This is a genomic window from Mesoflavibacter sp. (assembly GCF_964226795.1).
GTDB lineage: Bacteria > Bacteroidota > Bacteroidia > Flavobacteriales > Flavobacteriaceae > Mesoflavibacter > Mesoflavibacter zeaxanthinifaciens.
In genome coordinates this window covers 95651-120295 of sequence record NZ_CAXQQP010000004.1, presented here as the reverse complement: position 1 = coordinate 120295, position 24645 = coordinate 95651, and the positions used below count along the sequence as shown (strand labels likewise).

Annotated in this window: 23 protein-coding genes; 15 read left to right on the top strand and 8 right to left on the bottom strand. The window is 29.8% G+C overall.

The features are described 5' to 3' along the window. Positions 1-43: 43 nt before the first annotated feature. Positions 44-1102 (top strand): glycosyltransferase family 9 protein, encoded by a 1059-nt coding sequence (locus tag ACEQT4_RS01980; RefSeq protein ID WP_370225763.1) that lies wholly within the window; start codon positions 44-46, stop codon positions 1100-1102. A 16-nt stretch (positions 1103-1118) separates the two neighbouring features. Then, the gene (locus ACEQT4_RS01975) at positions 1119-1709 is read left to right on the top strand and encodes a trans-aconitate 2-methyltransferase (RefSeq protein WP_370225761.1); all 591 of its coding nucleotides are present in this window, start codon (positions 1119-1121) and stop codon (positions 1707-1709) included. Here ACEQT4_RS01975 and ACEQT4_RS01970 read toward each other — a convergent pair. Both ACEQT4_RS01970 and ACEQT4_RS01965 read right to left on the bottom strand, forming a co-directional pair. Beyond that, positions 1702-2520 (bottom strand): glycosyltransferase family 2 protein, encoded by an 819-nt coding sequence (locus tag ACEQT4_RS01970; RefSeq protein WP_370225760.1) that lies wholly within the window; start codon positions 2518-2520, stop codon positions 1702-1704. The two genes, ACEQT4_RS01975 and ACEQT4_RS01970, sit on opposite strands and share 8 nt — an antisense overlap. 1 nt (position 2521) lies before the next feature. Continuing rightward, positions 2522-3343, bottom strand: a complete 822-nt coding sequence (locus ACEQT4_RS01965) for a glycosyltransferase family 2 protein (protein ID WP_370225759.1) — start codon at positions 3341-3343, stop codon at positions 2522-2524. A 115-nt stretch (positions 3344-3458) separates the two neighbouring features. Between ACEQT4_RS01965 and ACEQT4_RS01960 the strand changes: the two genes are divergently transcribed. Next, complete coding sequence (locus ACEQT4_RS01960) at positions 3459-4196, top strand: glycosyltransferase family 2 protein (protein WP_027880136.1); 738 nt, start codon at positions 3459-3461, stop codon at positions 4194-4196. 1 nt (position 4197) lies between these two features. On the opposite strand, the gene ACEQT4_RS01955 is transcribed toward ACEQT4_RS01960, so the two are convergent. After that, complete coding sequence (locus ACEQT4_RS01955) at positions 4198-4914, bottom strand: polysaccharide deacetylase family protein (protein WP_370225758.1); 717 nt, start codon at positions 4912-4914, stop codon at positions 4198-4200. 78 nt (positions 4915-4992) lie between these two features. Here ACEQT4_RS01955 and ACEQT4_RS01950 point away from each other — a divergent pair, with 78 nt between their 5' ends. Beyond that, positions 4993-5739 (top strand): glycosyltransferase family 2 protein, encoded by a 747-nt coding sequence (locus ACEQT4_RS01950; protein WP_370225756.1) that lies wholly within the window; start codon positions 4993-4995, stop codon positions 5737-5739. After that, positions 5740-6804: a glycosyltransferase family 4 protein gene (locus ACEQT4_RS01945; protein WP_370225755.1), complete on the top strand. Its 1065-nt coding sequence runs from the start codon at positions 5740-5742 to the stop codon at positions 6802-6804. Here ACEQT4_RS01945 and ACEQT4_RS01940 read toward each other — a convergent pair. Genes ACEQT4_RS01940 through ACEQT4_RS01930 form a run of 3 tightly spaced genes read right to left on the bottom strand, consistent with a single transcriptional unit; the run spans position 6796 to position 9782 of the window. Next, positions 6796-7722, bottom strand: a complete 927-nt coding sequence (locus ACEQT4_RS01940; RefSeq protein WP_370225754.1) for a glycosyltransferase family 2 protein — start codon at positions 7720-7722, stop codon at positions 6796-6798. The two genes, ACEQT4_RS01945 and ACEQT4_RS01940, sit on opposite strands and share 9 nt — an antisense overlap. 9 nt (positions 7723-7731) lie before the next feature. Continuing rightward, on the bottom strand, positions 7732-8646 hold the full coding sequence (locus ACEQT4_RS01935; protein WP_370225753.1) for a hypothetical protein: 915 nt from the start codon (positions 8644-8646) through the stop codon (positions 7732-7734). Between the two features lie 11 nt (positions 8647-8657). Further along, complete coding sequence (locus ACEQT4_RS01930) at positions 8658-9782, bottom strand: glycosyltransferase (RefSeq protein WP_370225752.1); 1125 nt, start codon at positions 9780-9782, stop codon at positions 8658-8660. A gap of 108 nt (positions 9783-9890) precedes the next feature. On the opposite strand from ACEQT4_RS01930, the gene ACEQT4_RS01925 reads away from it, so the two are divergent. Further along, positions 9891-10958 carry a glycosyltransferase family 2 protein gene (locus ACEQT4_RS01925; RefSeq protein WP_370225751.1) on the top strand — a complete coding sequence of 356 codons (1068 nt, stop codon included), beginning with the start codon at positions 9891-9893 and terminating at the stop codon, positions 10956-10958. On the opposite strand, the gene ACEQT4_RS01920 is transcribed toward ACEQT4_RS01925, so the two are convergent. Beyond that, on the bottom strand, positions 10955-11737 hold the full coding sequence (locus ACEQT4_RS01920) for a glycosyltransferase (RefSeq protein WP_106679314.1): 783 nt from the start codon (positions 11735-11737) through the stop codon (positions 10955-10957). The genes ACEQT4_RS01925 and ACEQT4_RS01920 overlap by 4 nt on opposite strands. 124 nt (positions 11738-11861) lie before the next feature. Here ACEQT4_RS01920 and ACEQT4_RS01915 point away from each other — a divergent pair, with 124 nt between their 5' ends. From ACEQT4_RS01915 to ACEQT4_RS01895, 5 genes are read left to right on the top strand one after another with little or no spacing between them, the layout of a single operon-like run. Then, complete coding sequence (locus ACEQT4_RS01915; RefSeq protein WP_370225750.1) at positions 11862-12836, top strand: polysaccharide pyruvyl transferase family protein; 975 nt, start codon at positions 11862-11864, stop codon at positions 12834-12836. 1 nt (position 12837) lies between these two features. Then, complete coding sequence (locus tag ACEQT4_RS01910; RefSeq protein ID WP_370225748.1) at positions 12838-13398, top strand: L-threonylcarbamoyladenylate synthase; 561 nt, start codon at positions 12838-12840, stop codon at positions 13396-13398. 9 nt (positions 13399-13407) lie between these two features. Next, positions 13408-14823, top strand: a complete 1416-nt coding sequence (locus tag ACEQT4_RS01905; protein WP_027880146.1) for a CCA tRNA nucleotidyltransferase — start codon at positions 13408-13410, stop codon at positions 14821-14823. Between the two features lie 2 nt (positions 14824-14825). Further along, entirely contained in the window at positions 14826-15845 is a 1020-nt protein-coding gene (locus tag ACEQT4_RS01900) for a COX15/CtaA family protein (protein ID WP_370225747.1), read from the top strand. A gap of 39 nt (positions 15846-15884) precedes the next feature. Continuing rightward, positions 15885-16400, top strand: a complete 516-nt coding sequence (locus ACEQT4_RS01895) for a hypothetical protein (protein ID WP_106679302.1) — start codon at positions 15885-15887, stop codon at positions 16398-16400. Here ACEQT4_RS01895 and ACEQT4_RS01890 read toward each other — a convergent pair. Further along, complete coding sequence (locus ACEQT4_RS01890; RefSeq protein ID WP_370225745.1) at positions 16397-17455, bottom strand: hypothetical protein; 1059 nt, start codon at positions 17453-17455, stop codon at positions 16397-16399. The genes ACEQT4_RS01895 and ACEQT4_RS01890 overlap by 4 nt on opposite strands. A gap of 98 nt (positions 17456-17553) precedes the next feature. On the opposite strand from ACEQT4_RS01890, the gene ACEQT4_RS01885 reads away from it, so the two are divergent. The 4 genes from ACEQT4_RS01885 (at position 17554) to ACEQT4_RS01870 (ending at position 24586) form a co-directional block, all read left to right on the top strand. After that, positions 17554-18453 carry an ABC transporter ATP-binding protein gene (locus ACEQT4_RS01885; RefSeq protein ID WP_370225744.1) on the top strand — a complete coding sequence of 300 codons (900 nt, stop codon included), beginning with the start codon at positions 17554-17556 and terminating at the stop codon, positions 18451-18453. Positions 18454-18480: 27 nt separating this feature from the next. After that, complete coding sequence (locus ACEQT4_RS01880) at positions 18481-19317, top strand: ABC transporter permease (protein ID WP_106679298.1); 837 nt, start codon at positions 18481-18483, stop codon at positions 19315-19317. Between the two features lie 70 nt (positions 19318-19387). Beyond that, a complete protein-coding gene (locus ACEQT4_RS01875) occupies positions 19388-22711 on the top strand; it encodes a T9SS type B sorting domain-containing protein (protein WP_370225743.1) in 3324 nt (1107 codons plus the stop codon). 33 nt (positions 22712-22744) lie between these two features. Further along, the gene (locus ACEQT4_RS01870; protein WP_370225742.1) at positions 22745-24586 is read left to right on the top strand and encodes a gliding motility-associated C-terminal domain-containing protein; all 1842 of its coding nucleotides are present in this window, start codon (positions 22745-22747) and stop codon (positions 24584-24586) included. The last annotated feature ends 59 nt before the right edge of the window (positions 24587-24645 follow it).

The following is a 24645-nucleotide window of genomic DNA, read 5'->3' as shown; positions in this document are numbered from 1 at the left end:
GCCGATAAAATTATATTTTGCACTTAGGCAAAAGCCAATTTAGATGAAGAAGATTTTAATCATTCAAAATAAAAGAATTGGAGATGTGCTATTAGCCTCTTTAATTGCTACAAATTTAAAAAAAGTATTTCCTGATTCTGTAATAGATTACATGGTTTACGATTACACAACTGGTGTTATCGAACAAAACCCAGCAATTGATAATATTATTGAAATCAAGGAAAAAGAACTTAAAAAAATACCCGTACTTCTTAAAACTGCTTTTAATGTACGACGTAAAAAGTATGATATTGTTGTAGATCCTTACGCAAAATTTCAAAGTCGTGTAATTACTTTATTATCAGGTGCAAATACAAGAATAGGATTTAAAAAACGAGAAAAAAATCCACCTTTACCGTTTTACACACACAATATTTCGTTTTTAAAAGAAAAGTCTAAACCTTGCGGAAAATCTATTGAAGACAGAGTACATTTGGTGACTTCGGTTTATGATATTAAAAACCCTGTTTACGAACCCAAAATATTTTTAACAGATAAAGAAGAACAATACGATAAGCTTAACCAATACAACAAGCCAATAGTCATGTTTGGTATTTTGGGTAGTACACCACAAAAATCTATGCCTTATAATTATATCGTAAAGTTGATAGATTTTGTAACCGAAAATTATGATGTATATGCTTTATTTAACTATGCACCACATCAAAAAGAAGATGCGCAAACTATATACAATCAATGTAAACACAAAGAACAAATTATTTTTGATATTTATGAAAAAAGTATCCGTGGATTTGTGTTACTTATGAATAAATGCAATCTATTAATTGCAAATGAAGGTGGTACAGTTCACATTGCAAAAGCTTTAAACAAACCAACATTTACTATTTTCTCTCCTTATGTATTAAAAGAACATTGGGCAAGTTTTGAAGACGGTAAAAAACATACATCTATTCATCTTTTAGATGAAAAACCAGATTTATTTTCTACAGATAGAGAACAGCGTAAAAAAATTGAAGAAGATCCTGCTTTTCTTTATAAACAATTAACGCCAGATATTATCATCCCAAAATTAGATGCTTTTTTAAAGCAACATTTTAATTAATTAAACTCTACAGATAGTGAGTAAACTAAGCTTAATAGATCGATTTCATCACTGGAGAAGAAAAAACAGATGGAATAGACAATATAAAAAGGGAAAATGGGATTATCTAAATAACGATCGTGAGGACTTAAGATATCAAAAAATTGTTGAATTTATTTCTAAGTACGCTTCTAAAAATCCTACTATTCTGGACCTTGGTGCAGGAGAAGCTGTTTTAAACGGAAAGTTTGATAAAAATACTTATTCTCACTTTTACAATGTAGACTTCTCTAAGAACTCTATAGACAAAGCAAAACAAAAGCAACTTCCAAATTCTACTAGTTTAGTTGCAGATATCCATAATTACAATCCAAATAAGACTTATGATGTAATTGTTTTTAATGAAGCTTATTATTACGTACATCATAACTTAAAAAAAGAAGTCCTAAATAGATTTATAAGTAAACTTAAACCTAATGGATTACTAGTAGTTTCTATCTACAAAGAAGGTTTAGATTGTTGGGAAATTATTGATGCAAATACAAGTATAGAAAAACTTGACTTTAACAAAGTTGAAACAGATAGAGAACAAACCTATTGGAAAGTTGGTGCTTACCGTGTTAACTAGTTTGTTTTATACCAAACTCTGTCCATGTTGTCTTTTTAGTTTTTGTCTGTTTTCTAATGGCTAAGTTTTTAGCTATAGCTTTATCATTTTTATAACCTCTTTCATGATAAAGATGTACGCATATAGCACTATATCTTATCTGTATAGGTTTCACACCTTTATTAACTAAACGTTCTCCTAACTCTCTATCTTCGCCTCCATATTCCATTCTCTGATCAAACCCATTAACAGCTAATATATCTTTTTTCCAACCTGATGCATTCATACCATCCCAAGTAGCTTTGGTTGGTGTTAACTTATTTAATAGAAACTGTTTTGTTCCTTTTGCAGTTAATTTATTTAGCTTAAATGAAGATTTTAAACCATGATCTAATAACCATTTTTTATCAAAACAAGATTGCTTGATGATATCTTTTTCAGTAATAATTTCAGAAATGTGTTTTGGTAATTTAAAGTAACCTCCAGATAAAAAGCAATTATCTTTTTTTAAATCATAATGTGTTTGCACAAAGTCTTTTCTAGGAATACAATCACCATCCGTAAATAGCAAATAATCTGCATTTGACTTTAAAATGGCTTTATTTAAAATTGTTGTTTTTCTAAAGCCTTTATCCTCTTGCCAAACGTGCTTAATTTTTAAGTTTGATTTACTAATAAAATTGTCTACTACAGTTTTTGTATTATCCGTAGATCCATCATCTGCTATAATAATTTCAAAATCTGTAAAGGTTTGCTGGTTATATCCAACTAAGACATTATACAGCCATTTAGGCTGATTATAAGTACTTATAATTACAGAGATTTTTGGCATACTATTTTTTAACAATACCGTAATCTGTCCAAGTACGATTTTCGTCTTTAACTGCTTTTCTAATTTTTAAATTTCGCTCTAAAGACTCTTTTGTTTTGTAGCCTCTTGGATGATCTAAGTGCAAAACAATTGCTTTATGTCTTATTTGTTTAGATTTAATTCCATAATTAAATAAACGTTCTCCTAGTTCTCTATCTGGTCCACCATATTGCATACGTTCATCATAACCATTTATAGCAATCAAATCTTCTTTCCAGGCGCTTGAGTTACAGTTGTTAAATGTTGCTCCTGTTGGTGTTGTAGCATCTAAAAAATCTGCCCAAAGTCCGTTAGCGTTTAGTTTTAAAGCTTGTTTAAAACTTACACTTCCGTTTTCTTTTAACCATTTAGTATCAAAACAATTTTCGTTTTCAATATCTTTCAACTCAATGGTTTCACTTGTTGGCATATCTAATTTTAAATAACCACCAGAAAGAAAGTAGCCTTTCTCTGCATATTTTGCATGAGTTGATACAAAATCTTTACGAGCAATACAATCTCCATCCGTCATTAAAATATAATCATACTCTGTCAGCATGATACACTTATTTAATAACTCTTGGCGTCTATAACCTTTATCTTCATGCCAAATATGACGTAAATTTACAGGGTAATCTGCTTTAAAACGATCTATTAACTGCTTAGTTGTTTCACGCGAGCCATCATCTGCTATAATAACTTCAAAGTTATCGTAGTCTTGATATTTATAGCTTTCTAAAACTTTTTCTAACCAAGCTTCAGCGTTATAAGTACTAATTATTACAGATATAGGTAAACCACTCATTAATGTATTGTTTCAAATTGAATTGCAAAGATAGACATATTTAAAATATTGCATGCTTTAGTTTTGTTTAAGAAGAATATAAAAACGTAAATTTGCCTTTTATTTATTGTTTTAAATGAAGAAATTATCCGTCATCATTCCTACCTTTAACGAGGAAAATTATATAGAAAAAGCTTTGCGTTCTGTACGTTTTGCTGATGAGATTATTGTTGTAGATTCTTTTAGCTCTGATAAAACAGTAGATATTGCTAAGAAAAATAATTGCACCGTTGTACAACGACAATTTGATAATTTTTCTAATCAAAAAAACTTTGCCTTACAATATGCAACTGGTGAATGGGTACTGTTTATTGATGCTGACGAGCGTATTCCCTTTGCTTTAAAACAAGAAATTTTAGAGGTTATTAAAAACCCGAAACATGCTGGATACAAGCTAAACTTTCCGCATTTTTATATGAATCGTTTTCTGTATCATCATTACGATTCTGTACTACGATTAGTTAAACGTGCTAATTGTAAATTTGAAGGTTTAGTACACGAAAAATTGATTATTGATGGTAGTATTGGTCAACTTAAAAATCCTGTACTTCATTTTACTTACAAAGGTCTAGAACACTACATTAGTAAAAAAGATAGTTATGCTTGGTTTCAGGCAGAACAAATGCTTAAAAAAGGTAAGAAAGCAACTTATTTTCATTTAGCTTTCAAACCTTTTTATCGTTTTTTTAGTAGTTATATTTTAAGACGCGGTTTTATGGATGGTATTCCTGGACTTGCTGTTGCTAGCATTAACGCTTACGGTGTATTTTCTAGATATGCCAAATTAATGTTACTAAAAAAAGGGATTAAATAGTTTAAAACAACTTACCTACTTTAAGTTTCCATATAAACTTTAGTAACGTATCTTCTCCTTTTATATCTAATCGTTGTACTTGATATTTATTTTTAAAAGGAAACTTATTAATTCTATTACCTATGCGTAAACCATAATCTAAATGGTTTGCTTTTAACAAGGTTTCAAATTGTTTATTTATTGGATTTTTTCTAGGGAATTTTCCGTAAGGATAAGCAATAGTGTTGGACAACTCAAATTCATTGCTTTTAATAAATTCTTGACATGATTTTAAATCTAACGCTATCGTATCTATAGAAGATAATTGGTAATTAATATGACCGTAACTATGCCAACCAAGCTCGATAATAGATGGATCTAGTTGCTTTAATTGTGCTACAGACATTATTGGTTTTTTACCTTCATCCCAATTATTTTTATTACCAACAAATTTAAAAGGCACATAAAAACAAGCTTTAAGATTATGTTTTTTAAACAATGGATATGCTAATTCTAATTGATTAACATACACATCGTCAAACGTAATAATTACAGATTTTTTTGGTAAATCTTTTGCAGTTTTAAAACGATCTAAATCTTTAAAATGAAGCGTTTTATAACCATTATTTTTTAGATACAGCAACTGTTTTTCCAACTTATCCACATGTATAGTCAAACCTTTAGCTTCATCTATTTTAGAAGTAACAGAATGATACATTAATACCGGTAATTTTGCCATACCAAAAATGATTTTTAACTACTCACAAATATATAAAGCCTATTGGTTATATTTGCCTAAAATCTTATTTTCTATAACATGATAAGCGCTTTAGCTATAACTTATAACGAAGAAAAAAATGTAGAACGCTACATTAAAAGCTTATCTTTTGCAGACGAAATTATCATAGTAGATTCTTTTAGTACAGATAACACCGTAAATCTTGCTAAACAACTTGGTGCAAAAGTAGTACAACGTAAATTTGATGATTTTTCTACACAAAAAAACTACGCAATAAGTTTGGCTAATAACGATTGGGTTACTTTTTTTGATTTAGATGAAATTGTGACTCCTGAATTGGCTGAAGAAATTACTAACACCATAAAAACAAACCCTAAAAATGAAGCTTTTAAAGTAAAAAGAAACTTTTATTTTATGGGAAAACGTTTGAAATATAGTGGTTTTCAAACCGATTATGTTGTTAGACTATTTAATAAAAGCAACTGCAAATACAATGGTAAATTAGTACACGAAGCTATAGAAACAGCTTCAACTATTAAAAAATTAAAACATAAAGTAGATCATTACACGTATAAATCTTTTGACGATTATAATTTAAAACTTACTAAGTACAGTAAATTAAAAGCAGAAGAATTATATAATAAGAATACACGTCCAAATCTATATCATTTTTTATTTAGACCTTGGTACAGATTTATGAACCAATACTTTTTAAGACTTGGTTTTTTAGATGGAAAAGAAGGTTTTATAGTATCTTATCTTAGTGGTTTTATGGTGTTTAAGCGTTATATTCAGCTTTGGACTATGTACAGAAATATTGAATAGATGAAAGACGTTTTTTTAGAATCTCATAACATAAAAAATCAATTTAACGGTTTTGGGCAATTTAATTATCATCTAATTAATGGGCTTTATAATGCGCAAATTGAAGATTTTAAAATAACACTTAATGCTAAAAACACAACGCCTTTAAAAGATAAATACGGTAATTATTTTAACTATAAAACTTATAAATCTTTAAGCCGAAAACCTTTATTCAGAATAAAAAAGAAGTACGATGTTTGGCATAGTTTAAATCAAAATATAAAAGTAGAACCATTTTTTAATATTCCGTACGTATTAACAATTCATGACGTAAATTTTGTAGATGAAGTTTCTAACGATATGGATCATAAAGTTAATCTTAGGTTTAAAGAAAAATTAAAAAGAAGCAATGCCATTACTTACATATCTGAATTTGCTAAACAATCTACTCACAAATATTTTGATGTTCCAAACATTCCTGAATATGTAATTTACAACGGTAATCCTATAAGCAAACTCCAAACCGATTTTAAAGCGGTTACACCAGTAACCCAACGACCATTTTTATTTTTTATTGGCGGATTAACAGCACGTAAAAATCCACATACTTTAGTGCAAATGTTAGAGCATTTACCAGATTTTGATTTGGTACTTGCAGGATCAAAAAAAGACGATTATACAACCAATGTTTTAGAAACTGCAATTGCAAAAACTAATACAAAAAGCCAAATCCATATTTTAGGTAAAATTAGTTCAACCGAGAAACATTATTACTATAAACATTGTGAAGCGTTGGTGTTTCCTTCATTATTAGAAGGTTTTGGGTTACCACCAATAGAAGCGATGTCTTATGGTAAACCTGTATTTTTATCCAACCTTACATCGTTACCTGAAATAGGCGGTAAAGATGCATTTTACTGGGATAATTTTGATTCAAAATACATGGCTAACGTCTTGATAGAAGGATTACATAAGTATGAAACCAACAAAGACTTTTATATAAATGCATATCAAAACCGTGCTAAAAGTTTTAATTGGGATACTGCAGCATTACACTATGCAGACGTCTACAGAAGCTTATTTTAAAACAATTTGTTGTTTCTGCTTTAAAGAATATTTTAAAGGCGCACCTTGAAAAACTATCCAAAATAATTTTGCTCTATTCTTACTGGTCAACGCTTTTAAAGCTAACTTTAGTAAAATAATACATTGTAAGCATTTATATTTTAAATAAGAATAATTTTTACGGTATATGTAAAGCCTAGAAATCATTAACTCTTGCTTAATTAAAGGATTTGCTTTTACGGTTGCACTTTCTAAATGTTTAAAAGTAGATGTTGGTACTAAAACACTTTTGTAGCCCAATTGCTTTAACCTAAAACACAAATCCATTTCTTCAAAATATAAAAACAAATTAGTGTCAAAACCTCCAATTTTTGCAAAAATTTCAGCTTTAAAAAACATAAAACAACCTTGTAAAGCTGGTACTTCAAAAGGTGTTTTGTATGGTAAATCTTTTCGTTTTGGATGATTTTTTATAAATTTTTCTATAAAACTTCTACCAAATAATTCTTTTCTAAACCCTTGAAAATAATCAAACCCAATTACAGGTTTATTATCAATATTTAATTGTTGTGGTGAACAGACTGCAACATCATCGTTTGCTTTTAAATAGTCTATTAAAGGAGAAAAACAATCTTCTGTAATTATTACATCGTTATTTATAAAAGCCAAATATTTACCTTTTGCAAACTGAACACCTAACATATTACCTGCGCCAAAACCTAAATTTATAGCGCTTTTATGAAATATTACAGGATAATCTACTGCATTAAAAGTAGTTTCTAATTGTAAACTTAAAGGTTCTGTAGAGGCATTATCAATTACAATAACTTCAAAAGTATACTGTTTAGTAAACTTAGCTACTAATGAGTTTACAAAATCTAAAGTCAATTTTGCATTATTATAATTTACTGTAATTATAGATACATCTACCGTAGTCATTAAAAAATATTAAGCGTTATACATGGTTTTAAAATAAGCTTCAAAATGCTCTTGAAAATAAAAGTCTGCTCCATTAGTTGTTGTTGGAAACATTACAGGATAATCTGGATATGCTTCTAATAGTCTTGGTACTTTTAATCCTTCGGCAATCGCATAAGCAAAAGTTTGATTACTTAAATAAAACTTACATGATTTTATTATTTGTGCTAGTTCTAGAAAGTCTTTAACATCATAAAATTCTAGATTTGGTACGCTTTGCTTTAAATCTTCATATTCATCTTTTGTGCCCAAAAACAATAAGTTATCGTAGTGTTTTAAAAATGAATAATCTATAAATACATTACGTGCTCTAAAGGTACGTACAATTACAATTTTATCTTTAATAGTCTTATGTGGTTTTACATCTAAATAAGGCAATGTCATATCGGCTTGTTTTCCTACAAGATGATAATACCATCTAAATGAATGAAATTGATTTGAAATAGGTAAAGCTCTAAAAAAATCTAAATCAACATCTATAGTTTGGTTGGTGTAAACTATTACGCTATTTAAATACGATTGTTCTTTTAATAATGGCAAAAGCATATTAAAAGACCTTTCGGAAATCATAATATTTCCTGATGGATGTTTAAAATATTGTCCGTTATATGGCTGATTAACTTTAACTATTAAATTGCAAGTTTTTGTTTTTGACAACTCTTTTATAATGGGTAAAGCATATATCAAATCTCCTAAATGTCCAGAATGTGATAAGTTAATTTCGGTTTTAGAATCGATATTATCTTTAAACTGTTTTAAAGTTTTTAAAACTTCAGGATTTAAAGTAGTACGTTTTTTCTGCTCGCGTTTTGCATGTTTAACTTCTAAATATTTGCTTTTATTGTTGGTAATTTTATACCAGAATTTTAATATTTCAGAGTTCATAAAACAGTCGATTAATTTAAAATTTGGTCTAACGTACTATACACAGCTTTTTCACTTAAAAACTCTTCGTAAAATAGATTTGCCTTTTGCTTGTTGGTTTCATAAAAACTAGAATCATTAAGTAATTGCGTTGTGTAAGACGCAAATTTAGTTGCATTATCTGTTACTAAACAACCATTATCTACTTTATTAATTAATCCATCTACGCCTCTTGTATTACATACAACTGGCAAATTAAAGGATAACGCTTCTACGACTTTAATTTTTAATCCTGTACCGCTTAGCATTGGACAAATTACAACTTTTGAAGCATTGTAAGTTGCAGATAAATCTTCAACATAATTAATTTTAATTACGTTTGGATAATCCTTAATATGCTTATTTATTTTTCCAACTACGGTTATAGATATTTTAGTCTCTAATAAAGGATAAACTTTATTAAAAAACCATTGTGCTGCTGCTATATTATGTTCGTTTTCACTAGCTACGTATAAAACATCTATAGTTTTTGTTGTGTTTTGTATTTTACTAGTTGTTAAATGTGGCACTAAATGCACTGGTGTTTTTATAAATTGCTCAAAAAGGTATTTTTCTTCTACTGAAATTGCCCAAACTTGATCAACACTGTTTAAAAGTTTCATTTCGCCTTCAAAAAATTTACCTAACTTAAAATCTTTTCGGCTTTTAAATTGCGAGGTTAAAAAATCGTGTGTATCTACTATTGTCGTTGCTCCTTTTAAGTATGGATTATCTAAAAACAAAGGTATCCAACAAGAATAACTAACAATTATTTTATCGTATGTGTTATTTTGCAACACCTTATTAAAAGCTTGTTGTTGATTTAATTGTCTACGATCAAAAGGTTTAGGTATTTTACTAAACAATTTGGGTATAGAGACTTTTAAAAAATAACTTAAACCTCCTTTTTTATGCTTTGGTAAAAAATGTACTTGATTAACTAATTTTTCAGATTTAAGTGCCTCTACATCTTGCTCGGTAAAGTGTTGATCGGTTTCTGCTACTAAATCTAAAGTTATATTTTTTGCCTTAAAATATTGTAAAAGCGTGTAAGCTCTTACGTGGTTACCTTGTGAACGTACCAACGGATTACCTGGAAAAAAATATAATACTTTCATTAAACTACTTACAGAAATAGCTCCAAAAATAGCATTTTATAATTTATTAGCCATTATATTTTATTTTTGAAGATTTGCAACTTAATTTTACAATCTATTTTAATTTTCATGCAAGAAACGCCTTTAATTTCAGTAATAATTCCGTGTTATAACGGAGAAGAATATATTGAAACAACTCTTCAACATGTAATAAATCAAACGTTTACAAATTGGGAATGTATTGTTGTTGATGATGGTAGTTCGGATAATTCTAAAGAAATTATTACTGCTTTTGAAAATCTAGACAATAGAATTATTTATTATTATCAAGATAACCAAGGACTTTCTGGTTCTAGAAATTCTGGAACAAAAATTAGCAAAGGAAAATACATCTATTATTTGGATGCAGACGATTTGATTGATAAAAACACGCTTCAAAATTTTGTAAGTTTAATACCTCATAACACAGATATTATCTTTGGCAAGACTGCATTAACAGATGGACATAACAAAAACATTATAGGTTATTTAGAACATTTTTTACCTGTAAACCAAAAGTTATCAAATACCAATTACAAGTTAATACCAATGGTATTAAATGATAAAGTAAGTTGTGTTGCACATAATAGATTATACAAAAAAGCCTTTATTACTAAGCATAACCTTGCTTTTAAAGACCGATTATTACATGAAGACGAATTATGGTTTTTTGAAACCTTAATTAACTGCCAATCTATTATATTAAGTGATCAAACAACATATTATTACAATACTGGAAATCAAAACTCTATTACCAATAATTTTAGCATTAAAAACACCAAAGCATATTTAGATATTTTAAATACTATCTATCAAAAATATTATCTAAACGCAGAATCAACTGAAGCAAAAAACGTTACAAATCTATATCTTAATTATTTTAAAATGACCATAATAACACATTGTTATTTTAACACACCAAACCAAGATAAAGAAGACGTCAACAACTTAATTACAAATGCTTTTAAAGCTGCAAAACTACCAGAAGCTAGTTACAATAATCTAAGTAACAGCTTAAAACAATTGCACCAAAATTTTAAAACAGTATTGCCTTTAGGCTTAGATAAAACGCTTAACTATTTGCGTTGGTATAGATCTAAAAGTCTAAAAAAGATAATAAAACGCCAACTAATATTAATACAAGCTAAGATGGCTTAAAGATATTTTCTTTTAAGTTGTTCTATTAAAGATTGCGAATCAAAATCTGCATTTTTATCAAAATTAGGCTCGCGTCTAGTCATTTCATTCCAAAGATGAATTGCGTAAGTATCTTTAAATAAATCCGCACTATTTTTAAAAGTGTTATCGTAAACTGTATGCCAGTTAGAAAAATGTATTGGAAAAAAATAGGTAAATGGTTTGGCTTTGTCTTTTATTTTGAAATAATCTAAAGCTTTAGTAAAACCTTCTGGTCCGCCAGATTCGCCCCATTCTATATGCTCTCTACCTTTACCCCAAAATTTACGTTTACGCTTTACCTTTTTTTGGTGTTTACTATCGTAAGGCAAAATAGTATTTGGGAATTCGCAATTATGACTTAAAAATTTGCACATCTCATGTCCTGGTTTAAATCCTAAAACAGCAGGACAAACAAGATCTATAGATTCTGAGCCAAACACTTCATCTTCATCAAAATTAAAAGGTTTAATACATATCACATCTGTATCTACCCAAAAACCTCCTTTTTTATATAACAATTCCCATCTAAACCAATCGGCAAAACCAGCATAACTTCCACCGTTGTAGGTGAAAATTTCAGATGAATTAATAATTTCATTTGCATCTTTTACTGTTGTTCCTTCAGGAATATTTTGCACTTCTCCATAAGTATACAAGTGAAACTCATGATTGTTTTTTAAAAAAGAATTAATGCAAAGCTGTTCTATTTTTGATAAAGAACCGCCAATCCATAAAGATTGAATAATAGGTAAAGCCATATAAAATTTTAAAGTTCAAAATTACAATTTTTAAACTTTAAGATTAAAATTTAAAGAATTGTTTTTTAAGATTATTGGCGTTTAAGCTTTATTACCATAATTTTACACCAAAATAAATAGGTTAATGAAATACGCACTATTAAAATATAGAGATCAAGAAACAAACATTGGCGATTACATACAAAGTCTAGCTGCAAAGCGTTTTTTACCACAAGTAGATGCGTTGATTAGTCGTGAAGCATTGGATGAAACCACTGAAAATGCTAAAATCATTTTAAATGGTTGGTTTATGCATCACCCAGAACATTGGCCACCAAGCGAGACTTTACTTCCTAAATTTGTTTCGTTTCACATCAACGATTTTGCTAAAAAACCTTTAACAAGTCCAGAAGCTATAGCCTATTATAAGAAGCATCAACCTATTGGTTGTCGTGATAAATTTACACTTCAAAAATTAGAAGAAAATGGTGTAGAAGCCTACTTTTCTGGTTGTTTAACACTTACTTTAGAGAAAGAAAAATATCAAAATACAACAACACCAAACGCTATTGTTTTATGCGATATTTTATCACATAAAAACGACGTGTCCGATACAAACAAAAAAAGTCTTTGGAAAACCATTAGAAATCCACACAAGCCTATTATAAATGCTACTAAATCTTTTTTAAAAGAATACAAAGAAAAAAAAGAGGCTAAAAAAATTATAGAAAAATTAATTCCTAAATCAATATTAGAGCAAAGTATAACCGTTTCTAATCAAGATTTTAATGCAACAACGCATGAAGAAAAATTTAAAAAAGCAGAGCAGCTATTAAGTCTTTATGCATCTGCAAAACTTGTAGTTACTTCTAGAATTCATGTTGCATTACCATGTTTAGCTTTTGGTACACCTGTTATTTTTGTTAGACCAGATAGAGATACCAGTAGATTTGAAGGTATTACAGACTTTTTTAACACCTTTACTATAGACCAAATCTTAAATACTGAAAAAACAGAATTACAACAACAATTTACAAATTCAAGTAAAATAGTAAGAACAGAACATTTAAAATACAGAAAACAACTTATAAAAGACGTTAGTCAATTTATTAATTCTTAAAATGGAGCAGCAAATAGCTACTACAATACAGCACCTTAAACAAGGTAACACCATACTTTACCCAACAGATACGGTTTGGGGAATTGGTTGTGATGCCACAAATTTTGAAGCAGTAAAAAAAATCTATCAATTAAAACAGCGTGAAGCCTCTAAAGCATTAATTTGTTTGGTTAGTGATTTAAAAATGTTAGAAAAATATATTCAAGAGGTACCAGAAGTTGCTTACCAAATAATAGAATTTAGTAACAAACCAACAACTATTATTTATGATAACCCAACTGGTTTAGCTACTAATCTAATTGCAGAAGACAACACGTTGGCTATTAGAATTCCTAAAGACGAATTCTGCCAAAAACTAATCCAGCAATTTAGAAAACCAATTGTCTCTACCTCAGCAAATATAGCTGGAGAACCAACACCAAATTCCTTTAAAGAAATAAGCACGCCTATTTTAAAAGGTGTGGATTATGTTGTAAATTTGCAAAACGAAAAAAACAATACCAAACCATCTACAATTATCAAATTATCTAGTAATGGTGAAGTAAAGATTATTCGTGAGTAAATTTACCTGATGAATTACAAACAAGCACTACAAAACCCAATATTTAAAATAATCTCTCAAGCCTCTAAAAACCTTAACTTAGATAGTTATGTAATAGGTGGTTTTGTAAGAGATTTTATTTTAAAACGTGGTAATGCAAAAGATATAGATGTGGTTGCGATTGGTAGTGGTATAGCACTTGCAAAAGAAGTGTCTAAATTATTACCAAACAAACCAAAAGTTCAAGTATTTAAAACCTACGGAACAGCAATGCTACGGTATGAAGATATCGAAATAGAATTTGTTGGTGCACGTAAAGAATCCTACAACGAAGATAGTCGTAATCCTGTTGTAGAAAATGGTACGTTAGAAGACGATCAAAACCGTCGTGATTTTACTATAAACGCATTAGCTTTAAATCTTTCTGAAGCTAATTTTGGAGACCTATTAGATCCATTTAACGGTATTGAAGATTTAGAACAAAAAATAATACGTACGCCATTAGATCCAGACATCACGTATAGTGACGATCCATTGCGCATGATGCGCGCAATACGATTTGCTACACAATTAGATTTTAAAATCGAAAATCAATCGTTAAGAGCCATTTCTAAAAATAGTGAACGCATTAAAATTATCACTAAAGAGCGTATTGTAGTAGAACTAAATAAAATTTTAGAAAGTCCAACACCTTCAATAGGGTTTTTACTTCTTGAAAAAACTGGACTTTTACAAATAATTTTACCAGAGTTAACCGCTTTAAAAGGTATTGACGAAAAAGAAGGCCAACGTCACAAAGATAATTTTTATCACACTTTAGAAGTTGTTGATAATATCGCAAAACATACAGAAAATGTTTGGTTGCGTTGGGCTGCATTATTGCACGATATTGGTAAAGCACCAACAAAAAAATTTAACAAAAAAGTAGGTTGGACGTTTCATGGTCATGAATTTGAAGGTTCTAAAATGGTATATCACTTATTTAAACGCTTAAAAATGCCTTTAAATGATAAGATGAAATACGTCCAAAAACTAGTCTTTATGAGCTCTAGACCAATTGTTTTAGCTCAGGACATCGTAACAGATTCGGCAGTTAGACGTTTATTATTTGATGCTGGAGATTATGTGGATGATTTAATGACGCTTTGTGAAGCAGACATCACGACAAAAAATCCTAAAAAATTTAAAAAATATCATAACAACTTTAAAATTGTAAGAGAAAAATTAGTTGAAGTTGAAGAAAAAGACTCTGTAAGAAACTTTCAGCCACCAGTTTCTGGAGAAGAAATTATGGAGACTTTCAACTTAAAACCTTCAAGAGAAGTTGGATTAATAAAAGAAGCTATAAAAGAAGCAATTTTAGAAGGCGACATTCCTAATGAACATCAAGCTGCTTTTAATTTAATGCTTGAAAAAGGTAAAGCTTTAGGTTTAAAAACTGAATAGTTATGAAAAAGAAAGACAACAAAAAAGTAATTTATTGGCTACTAACAGGCTGTTTATTAATTTTTATAATGGTTATTGTTGGAGGTATCACACGTTTAACCCATTCTGGTTTATCAATTTCTAATTACAAATTAATTTCTGGTACAATTCCTCCAATGAATGACGCCGAATGGAATGCTGCTTTTGACCTTTACAAGCAATATCCAGAATATCAAAAACTTAATAACCATTTCACTTTAGAAGATTTTAAAGACATCTACTTTTGGGAATGGATTCATCGTGTTATTGGTCGTGTTATTGGATTAGTATTTTTCTTTCCTTTTGTATACTTTTTAATTACAAAACAACTCACCAAACAAACTATAAAAAAAGCAATAGGCTTGATGTGTCTTGGTGCTTTTCAAGGATTTTTGGGTTGGTACATGGTAAAAAGTGGTTTGGTAGATCGACCAGATGTTAGTCATTTTAGATTGGCTGCGCATTTAACCACTGCATTTATCACTTTTGCTTTAACCTTTTGGGTTGCATTAGATTTAATATTTCCTTTTAACAAGGTTACAGATTCTGCTTTTAAAAACTTGTTACGAGTAACTACATTTGTGCTATTAGTACAGATAATTTATGGTGCTTTTGTTGCTGGTTTAGATGCAGGTTGGATACATAACCATTGGCCAATGATGAGTGAAGGTAAATTTATTCATGAAACTGTGTATACCGAACAAAATTCGCTTTTATTAAACCTAACCGAAGGTAAAAGTGGTGTACAGTTTGTACATCGTACACTTGCTTATTTTGTAGTTGCATTAATACTAATCGTATTTTTTAAAGGACAAAAATTTGTAGAAACCAAATACCAAAAACTAGCTTTAAATAGTCTTGTAGGCTTAGTCTTTTTACAATTTGTTTTAGGTGTATTGACCCTATTATTACAAGTTCCGGTTTGGTTAGGTGTTGCACATCAAGTTGGTGCATTTTTCTTATTAACAGCAATGACATTTACTTTACATAGATTTAGCAAATAAGGATTAAAACCTTATCTTTGTAAACTTATTTTTTTAATTATGATTTACCGTTTTAGAGCTATTTTAGACAACGATACAGAAGAAGATATCTTTAGAGATTTTGAAATTCGTGAAAACGATACCATGGAAGATCTACACAATGTTATCACTCAATCTTTTGGGTTTGATGGTACAGAAATGGCGTCTTTTTATATTAGTGATGACGAATGGAATCAAGGTGAAGAAATTAGCCTTTTTGACATGAGCGATGGTTTAAATCAAGTTAAATTAATGAATGAAACTACCATTGCAGACATCGTACACGAAGCACAAACAAAACTTATCTATGTTTACGACTTTTTAAGTATGTGGACATTTTTTGTTGAATTAGCTGAAATTGTTGAAGAAGCGCAAGGCACAGATTACCCAAACCTAATGTATGTGCAAGGTCAAGTTCCTACAGAAGCTCCAGAAAAAGTTTTTGAAGCCGATAGTGATGACGACTTTAATGAATTTGACGACGACTATGATGTTGATGATTATGAAAGTTTAGATTTTGATGAAAACTGGAATTAATACATTTTTGTATTAACATCTTGATAATTTCGTTTTACAAAATCTAAAGCATTTTTTAAGATTTCGCCCATATTTTTGCTACGCTTAAACTCTATATCCATGGTATATTCATAGATTTTAGATTTAAGCAATTCGATATGTTTTTCAATAGAAATAGTATCGCTAGTCATACAATCTAACAACTCCCCTATTCTATCTTGATAACTAATCATACGTTTTGCTATGGTAGACCGTTCTTCTATTTTATATTGATCAATAGAATCTTTTGTAAGTTTTTCTGCAACTAATGCTACCATTTTATTATTCTCTTTAAAAAATTGCGGTCGGTAAACATTAAACTTACCTTCATAACATTGCTGATCAAAATCTATAGCTCTAATTTTAAACACTACGTGATCAAAATCGTGCGTTGGTACAATTACATAATTGTATGCGCGCATATCACCAAGTAATCTAATCATGCAACGCTCGTTAAACTTTACAAACTCTTTTGCGATTTGAGATTTTTCTGAAGGCAAACATTCTGATAATTTATTTTGAATAAACTCATCGCCTGGTATACCTGCAATATGCTCTTCTATTAAGGTATTTTTATAGACTAAAAAATTTAAATTGTATGGCGAAAGCATATGTTCTAATTCTAATCCATAGATTCTAGAAGCATCTGCTTTTTTTACATAAAAATAAGTGTAATTATCATTTAAAATATTTCTAACTTTTACTCTAAACGGTTTACTATTACCAAACGTGCAGTAATCTACAGCATCTACATTTAAAAACGGAATGGTTTTTTCGTTTCCGTCAGAGTGTAATTGCGTATAGACTTTTTTTAGGTTAAGATCAATTTCTGCACGATCAAATTCGTTATAATACACGCGTATCCAAAGTGTATCATTATCGTCTTTATCATAAACCGTAACAGAACCTTGAAAACGCAATAAATCTTCATATAAAATCGAAATTTTTAAATTTCTATTATATTCATTTAAATACTCATGTAATTTTTCGTTTACAGGATATGATGGCTTCTTTTTAGAAATTTTTAAATCTTGCATAGACCCTAATTTACTCAAATTTAGTGACAAATTTTATAAATTGTAACAAAACCAAGCTACAATCGTCTTACTTATATCAATCAAAAACCAAAAATATTTTGAGCACAATTTTAACCATCTCAAACCTTACAAAAAAGTACGGATATTTAACCGCAGTTAACAATCTATCTTTCACTATTGAAAAAGGTAATGTTTACGGAATTTTAGGACCTAACGGAAGTGGTAAATCTACTACTTTAGGTATTACACTTAATGTTGTAAATAAAACTTCAGGAAATTTTCAATGGTTTAACGGAGATTTATCTACACACGAAGCATTAAAAAAAGTTGGAGCTATTATAGAGCGACCAAATTTTTATCCTTATATGTCTGCTTATAAAAACCTTAAACTAGTTTGTAAAATTAAAGACATTGCTGAAGAAAAAATAGACGAAAAACTAGAACTTGTTGGTCTTATTGAAAGAAAACATAGTAAGTTTAAAACATTTTCTTTAGGGATGAAACAACGTCTTGCTATAGCAAGCGCATTGCTTAATGATCCTGAAATTTTAATCTTAGACGAGCCTACAAATGGGCTTGATCCACAAGGAATACATCAAATTAGATCATTAATAAAAGAGATTGCAAGTAAAGGTACAACTATACTTTTAGCATCTCATTTATTAGACGAAGTTGAAAAAGTTTGTACTCATGTTGTCGTTTTAAGAAAAGGCGAAAAACTATATGAAGGTCCTGTAGACCAAATGATTACTAGTAATGGTTTTTTTGAATTAAAAGCTGAAAACACTAACAATTTAATTAACTTTTTAAATACTAATCCTAACATTAAGGATGTAAAAGTTAATGGCGATCTAATAACTGCGTTTTTAGATCAACCTATGTTATCTAGTACTTTAAACAAACTGTGTTTTGATAATGGCATCAACCTATCTCATTTAGTTTTACGTAAAGAAAGTTTAGAAGAGCAATTTTTACAACTTACAGACCAATTATCTTAAACAAACCCAACCAAAAAACCGACAATAATGTTACGACTTTTAAATATAGAATTAATCAAACTTTGGAATAACCGATCAAGTAAGGTGCTTATTTTAGCATACTTTATATTATTAACATCAATAGCATTAATAGCTTCAATCAAATTTGATATTGGACCTGTTAAGTTTCATTTAGCAGAACAAGGAATTTTTGACTTTCCCTACATTTGGCATTTTAACACTTATGTTGCTGCCTCTTTAAAATTTTTCTTAGCAATTGTTATTGTGTCTATGATGGCTAACGAGTATAGTAACAAGACCATTAAGCAAAACTTAATAGATGGTTTAAGTAAAAAAGAATTTATCGCCTCTAAGTTTGTAACCGTAAGTGTTTTTGCTTTAGTATCAACCGTTTTCGTATTTATAATTACACTAATATTAGGTTTTGCTTTTTCTGATATTACAGAGCTTTACCACGTGTTTTCGGACACAGAATATCTTTTAGCATTCTTTGTTAAATTAGTAGGCTTCTTTTCTTTCTGCTTGTTTTTAGGTATTTTAATAAGACGATCTGCATTTGCATTAGGCTTTTTATTTGTTTGGTTTATTATAGAAAAAATAGCATACGGATTATTACGTTGGGAAATAGAGTTAACCGAAAACTCTTGGAGAACAATTACACAGTTTTTTCCTTTAGAAAGCATGTCTAATTTAATAGTAGAACCAGGCTCAAGACTTGGCGCAGCTAAAGAACTTGCCAAACAAGTTGGCGAAGATTTTAATTTTGATTACTCTGTACATTGGTATCAAATTGTTATTGTTTTAGCATGGACATCTTTATTTATTTACGGTTCATACAAGCTACTGCAAAAAAGAGATTTATAGGTATTTAACATTTTATATCTTTTCGTTTTTCATTTTTGTAATATCTTTACAAATCTGGCTATACTAGATTATGAAAAAGATATTACTACTAACATTTTTGCTGTTAGTGTCATTTGTTCATTCTCAAAATGAAGCTTCCAACTGGTACTTTGGTAACAATGCAGGAATAAATTTTGATCTTTCAACAAATACCGTAACAGCACTTACCAACGGTCAATTAGCAACAGATGAAGGTTGTACAAGTATTTCTGATGGAAATGGTGATTTATTATTTTACACAGACGGAATAACTGTATACAATAAAAACCATCAGGTAATGGCTAATGGAAATGGTTTAAAAGGAAATCCTTCTAGTACACAATCTGCTATTATAATACCAAAACCTCAAGATTCTGATATCTATTATATTTTTACTGTAGATACAGAGTTTCAAGGAAATCCTGACGAAGGTTTTCATTATTCCGAAGTAGACATGACAGCTAATGGTGGATTAGGCACTGTTACTGCAAATAAAAACATTAATCTTTTAAACAATACTTCAGAAAAACTAAGCGCTGTCTTAAAAGACTGTCAAACAGAAAATATTTGGGTAATAACATTTGCAGATATTAATGGTGACGAATTAAACAACTCTATATTTGCTTACGAAGTAACTGCTACAGGAGTAAACACTACTCCTGTAATTTCAGACCTAAATATACTTGTTCCAGAAAGAAGAGGTTATCTTAAAATTTCACCTGACGGAACAAAAATAGCATGTGCTAATATTGCTTCCGGCTTATATCTTTTTGATTTTGACACCAATAGTGGTCAAGCTACTAATGCTCAACAAATAAACATTAATTTAAATCCATCTGGAAAAACGCAAAGACCTTACGGTGTAGAGTTTTCTCCGAATAGTCAAATCTTATATGTTTCAACCTATTTTGAAACTCCTCAAGATGACTTTAATAATGCAAATGCACAATATGGAGCCTTGCTTCAATATGACTTAAACGCCAACAACATTAGTGCTTCTGAAGAAATATTGGACCAAAGAATTATGTATAGAAGTGCATTACAACTTGGACCTGATGGTAAAATTTATAGATCATTAAGTGCTACTTATAATCAAGGCACGCCTTTTTTAAGTACAATAAATTCTCCTAACAGCTTAGGGCAAGCAGCAGATTATCAACACCAATCTGTGGATTTAAATGGACTAGTATCTAGGCAAGGCTTACCACCATTTATCGCATCCTTTTTTGTTGAAAAAATTGATATTATCCCAACCGACAATACTAATACTGTAGATTTACCATTATGCACTGGAGACGACTACACACTTATTGCAGAAGATATTCCTGGTGCAACATATACTTGGACTCAAGATGGTAATGCGATAGCAACACCAGCAATTCCTAATGAATTATTAGTGACACAAAACGGAAATTACGAAGTTATAATAGACTTAAATAACGGTGATTGTGATACAAAAGAAGGACAAGCAATTGTAACCTATTATGATATTCCTACCGCTACAACACCAAATAACATTGTAATTTGTGATGATAATAATGATAATATATGGGACTTTAATCTGACTGATCTAAACACAGAAATATTAAACGGTCAAGATGCTGCAATTTACGAAGTTAAATACTTTAAAAACCAAGCAGATGCAGATAGCAATCAAAACGAAATTACCGGTAATTACCAAAATACGTTACCACAAGAAACAATTATTGCTCGCGTAGAAAACATTAATAACCCTAACTGTTATGCGACAACTAGTTTTGATATTTCTGTTTTTCAAACACCGGTAATAGATAACTTAAATGACTTTGAAGTTTGTGATGATTTATCTGACGGAGACGATACAAACGGTCAAACAACTGTAGACTTATCAAGTTATAATAGTCAAGTTTACAACGGACAAAACACTACTTTATTCAATATTAGTTATCACGCTAATTTAAATGATGCAGAAAATAGTTTAAGTCCATTAAACCTAAACTACTATAACAACACACCTTTTCAAGAAGAAGTATATGTAAGACTAGAAAACAGTAATAACACAGACTGCTATGCAGTTAATAGCTTTAATTTAATTATCAATCCAGTACCAGCATCTTTTGACCATACGTTATTACAATGTGACGAAGATGGTATACCTGATGGGTACACTATTTTTAATTTAGAAGAAGCTATAACTAATATAACTAACAACAATGTTAATCTAACTGTTGTTTTTTATGATACTTTAAACGATGCTAATAATGAAGTTACACCAATTACTAACCCAACATCTTATAACAACTTAAGTAACCCACAAATAGTTTATGCGGTTTCAAAAGACAGTAATACTGATTGTGTAAATATAACTGAACTAACACTAGAAGTTAGTACCACTCAAATTAATAATTATGAATTTGAAGTATGTGACGAGTTAGGCTCTGAAGATGGCATTAACACTTTCGATTTAAATGAAATAAGCACTAACATGACATCGGCATTACCAGGAAATATTACAATTAATTTTTACGAAAATTACAATGATGCGTTAACAGAAAGTAATGCCTTACCTACAACTTTTACTAACAGTTCTGCTTACTTTCAAACTATATACGCTCGTGCAGAAAATAATAACAATTGTTATGGTATTAGCGAAGTCGATTTAATTATTAATGAAAGACCTGATTTGGATGAAGACGAAACAGTTTTTTACTGTCTTAATTTTTTCCCAGAAACTATTACATTAAGTGCTACTTCACCTATTAATAATAACTATTATTTTAATTGGTCAACAGGACAAAACACAAATAGTATAGAAGTAAACCAACCAGGCATTTATACCGTAACTGTTACAACGGTTGAAGGATGTGAAAAAGTAAAAACTTTTACTGTAGAAGCATCTAACATTGCTACAATTGAAAATATCGATATTTTAGACGGAAATACGACTAATAATCAAGTTAGTATTATAACCTCTGGAGAAGGTACTTATGAATACGAATTAATCAATAGTGAAGGAGAAAGTACAGGCTTCCAAAGTGACTCTGTTTTAACTCAAGTAACACCAGGAATATATACTGTTAATATTATTGACGTAAAAAATGATTGCGGATTAATTTCAGACACATTATCTGTTATTGGTTTTCCTCAATTTTTTACTCCTAATAACGATGCAATTAACGATTATTGGCAAGTTTATGGTGTGTCAAGTCAATTTCAACCAAATTCTAAAATATATATTTTTGATAGGTACGGTAAATTATTAACCCAAATAGATCCTAAAAGTAAAGGTTGGGACGGTACTTATAACGGACAACCAATGCCAAGTAATGATTACTGGTTTTCTGTAACACTACAAGATGGGCGTGTTTTTAAAAGTCATTTTACTTTAAAAAGGTAGTTTTTTGTAATTTTAGAAAGTAATGTCCTAAATATGAAAAACTTTACTTTCTTATACTTAGTAATTTTACTTTGCTTTTTTAATACTTTAAAAGCTCAGGATATTACATTATTTCAGCAATTTAATGGTAGGTATGATTACACCGCTATTGGTAATACTTTAAATCCTGCAGAGAATAACCTTGACAGTAGTTTTTGTACGTTGCCTACTTCTGCTTCAGCTAATTTAAACTTACCTAATAATGTTAATATAATTGCGGCTTACCTGTTCTGGTCTGGCTCTGGTAATGGAGATACTCAAGTTTCCTTAAACAATATAACTATTAATGCTCAAGACACTTATAACGTAAATTATGATGCTGGTAGTAATGGACAACTCACTTACTTTGCCTGCTATGCAGATGTGACAAATCAAATAATTAACGAAGGTAGCACAACATATAACCTTTCTAATTTAGATGTCAATTCGGTCCTAATAAATACACCTGGCTTTTGTAATAATCGTACTAATTATGCAGGTTGGAGTTTATACGTTATCTACGAGAATAGTAACTTACCTCTTAATCAAATTAATCTTTTTCAAGGTTTAGAAATTATAAATTCTGAAGTTCAAGAAAAAACAATTATCCTAGACAACATTGATGTTTTAGATAATGACAATGCTAAAATTGGTTTTTTAGCTTGGGAAGGAGACAATGCTTTAAACTACGGAGAAAGTCTTTCTATTAACGGAAACATTCTATCCAATCCACCTTTAAACCTACCAGATAACGCTTTTAATGGCACAAATACTTTTACAAATTCGACAAACTTTTACAATGCAGATTTAGATGTTTATAATATTGAAAACAACATATCTATAGGCGACACACAGGTTACCATAAAAATGACTACTGGCGGTGTGGACCAATTTGGCATTTTTAGAGCAGATTTAATTATTCTCAACAACATAATTACTGTTTTAAACAGCCAATTACCAGACGCCACAATTACCATAAACAATTATGATGTGTTTTGCGTAAATCGGGAAATAGATATAAATTACACCGTTTATAACACTAACAGCACAGATATTTTACCTGTTAACACACCAATTTCATTCTATATTGACAATACACTAATTGGGCAAACTACAACACAAAATAACATACCAATCAATGCTTCAGAAAATAACCAAACAACCTTAACAATACCGCCTAATTATCCCGATAATTTTATTTTAGAAATCGTAGTAGATGATAATGGATCTGGTAACGGAATTGTTACTGAAACAAATGAAGATAATAATAACACGTTTCAAACTATTCAATTAATTCCATTACCAGAAACGATATTACTTAACCCTATATCTGCTTGTAACCAAGGAAAAAAGAAAGCTAATTTTGATTTAACACAAGTGTTTAGCCAAATAAATGAAACAGAATATAACAGCTTTAGTTTTTTTGAAAGTTTAGAAGATATAAATGAAAATTACCCAATCCTTTCACCAGCAAATTACGCTTCAAACTCTACGCCTCAAACAATATATATAACCGCAGAAACAGATGAGTGTTTTGATATTTTTCAATTTGAATTACATACTGAAAATTGCCCACCTTTTGTTCCGCAAGGATTTTCTCCTAATGGAGACTCAAAAAACGATTTCTTCAACATACAAGGATTATATGATATATTTGAAAATCACGAGCTTTTAATATACAATCGCTACGGAAAGCTAATTTTTAAAGGCAATAATAATCTAAAGTGGCATGGCCAAACCAATCAAGGCATATTAGCTTTTAGTGATGTTGTACCAACAGGAACATATTTTTACGTATTAAAACTTCATGATCCTAAATACGATGATTTGGTTGGTTGGGTATATCTTAATAAATAGTTAATAACATTTTAACGCTAAAATTTGCATTTTATCGATTAATTAAATACGTTTGTTCG

Coding starts and splice junctions, on each gene's coding strand:
- ACEQT4_RS01980 (WP_370225763.1), top strand. CDS start 44: ATGAAGAAGATTTTAATCATTCAAAATAAAAGAATTGGAGATGTGCTA.
- ACEQT4_RS01970 (WP_370225760.1), bottom strand. CDS start 2,520: ATGCCAAAAATCTCTGTAATTATAAGTACTTATAATCAGCCTAAATGG.
- ACEQT4_RS01965 (WP_370225759.1), bottom strand. CDS start 3,343: ATGAGTGGTTTACCTATATCTGTAATAATTAGTACTTATAACGCTGAA.
- ACEQT4_RS01960 (WP_027880136.1), top strand. CDS start 3,459: ATGAAGAAATTATCCGTCATCATTCCTACCTTTAACGAGGAAAATTAT.
- ACEQT4_RS01955 (WP_370225758.1), bottom strand. CDS start 4,914: ATGGCAAAATTACCGGTATTAATGTATCATTCTGTTACTTCTAAAATA.
- ACEQT4_RS01950 (WP_370225756.1), top strand. CDS start 4,993: ATGATAAGCGCTTTAGCTATAACTTATAACGAAGAAAAAAATGTAGAA.
- ACEQT4_RS01945 (WP_370225755.1), top strand. CDS start 5,740: ATGAAAGACGTTTTTTTAGAATCTCATAACATAAAAAATCAATTTAAC.
- ACEQT4_RS01940 (WP_370225754.1), bottom strand. CDS start 7,722: ATGACTACGGTAGATGTATCTATAATTACAGTAAATTATAATAATGCA.
- ACEQT4_RS01935 (WP_370225753.1), bottom strand. CDS start 8,646: ATGAACTCTGAAATATTAAAATTCTGGTATAAAATTACCAACAATAAA.
- ACEQT4_RS01930 (WP_370225752.1), bottom strand. CDS start 9,782: ATGAAAGTATTATATTTTTTTCCAGGTAATCCGTTGGTACGTTCACAA.
- ACEQT4_RS01925 (WP_370225751.1), top strand. CDS start 9,891: ATGCAAGAAACGCCTTTAATTTCAGTAATAATTCCGTGTTATAACGGA.
- ACEQT4_RS01920 (WP_106679314.1), bottom strand. CDS start 11,737: ATGGCTTTACCTATTATTCAATCTTTATGGATTGGCGGTTCTTTATCA.
- ACEQT4_RS01915 (WP_370225750.1), top strand. CDS start 11,862: ATGAAATACGCACTATTAAAATATAGAGATCAAGAAACAAACATTGGC.
- ACEQT4_RS01910 (WP_370225748.1), top strand. CDS start 12,838: ATGGAGCAGCAAATAGCTACTACAATACAGCACCTTAAACAAGGTAAC.
- ACEQT4_RS01905 (WP_027880146.1), top strand. CDS start 13,408: ATGAATTACAAACAAGCACTACAAAACCCAATATTTAAAATAATCTCT.
- ACEQT4_RS01900 (WP_370225747.1), top strand. CDS start 14,826: ATGAAAAAGAAAGACAACAAAAAAGTAATTTATTGGCTACTAACAGGC.
- ACEQT4_RS01895 (WP_106679302.1), top strand. CDS start 15,885: ATGATTTACCGTTTTAGAGCTATTTTAGACAACGATACAGAAGAAGAT.
- ACEQT4_RS01890 (WP_370225745.1), bottom strand. CDS start 17,455: ATGCAAGATTTAAAAATTTCTAAAAAGAAGCCATCATATCCTGTAAAC.
- ACEQT4_RS01880 (WP_106679298.1), top strand. CDS start 18,481: ATGTTACGACTTTTAAATATAGAATTAATCAAACTTTGGAATAACCGA.
- ACEQT4_RS01875 (WP_370225743.1), top strand. CDS start 19,388: ATGAAAAAGATATTACTACTAACATTTTTGCTGTTAGTGTCATTTGTT.
- ACEQT4_RS01870 (WP_370225742.1), top strand. CDS start 22,745: ATGAAAAACTTTACTTTCTTATACTTAGTAATTTTACTTTGCTTTTTT.